At 58.1% G+C, this 484-nt stretch carries 1 rRNA gene; it reads right to left on the reverse strand.

Annotated elements, in window-relative coordinates:
• Positions 1 to 395: 395 nt before the first annotated feature.
• Positions 396 to 484, reverse strand: a 16S ribosomal RNA gene (locus OP18_RS50720); the annotation flags it as partial.

Genomic DNA, 484 nt, shown 5'->3' on the forward strand with positions numbered 1-484 from the left:
GTGCCAAGGCATCCACCGTACGCCCTCAGCAACTTGACCACAAAAAAGCTATAAAGATGCTCGCATCCACTGTGCAATTCTCAACCAACACCAAACCCGACACTCTTTATCAGCCCAATCCTGCAGCCAGCCGGCCACGGTTATCGAGCAGCATCGGATCTCGTCTGAAACCAACCCCGCGCTCACGCGCTGGTTGTTTCAGGACCCAACAGGGTGCCTGTACGATCTTTGAACCGCATCCAAAGCCGTTCCACGCGCACCTCACGGTGTGCAGTACTAGGTCAACCGGACCGTTGTCCAGAAATCTTCGCCAGTGTCTCCGCCATTGAGCACCCATCCGGCGCGTTCGGCCGGCTGTGGGCTCCTGCCACCTTTCGGTGGAGGTTGCTCCTTAGAAAGGAGGTGATCCAGCCGCACCTTCCGGTACGGCTACCTTGTTACGACTTCGTCCCAATCGCCAGTCCCACCTTCGACGGCTCCCTCC

Origin of the sequence: Dactylosporangium aurantiacum (assembly GCF_000716715.1) — a bacterium.
In the GTDB taxonomy this organism is placed as follows: domain Bacteria; phylum Actinomycetota; class Actinomycetes; order Mycobacteriales; family Micromonosporaceae; genus Dactylosporangium; species Dactylosporangium aurantiacum.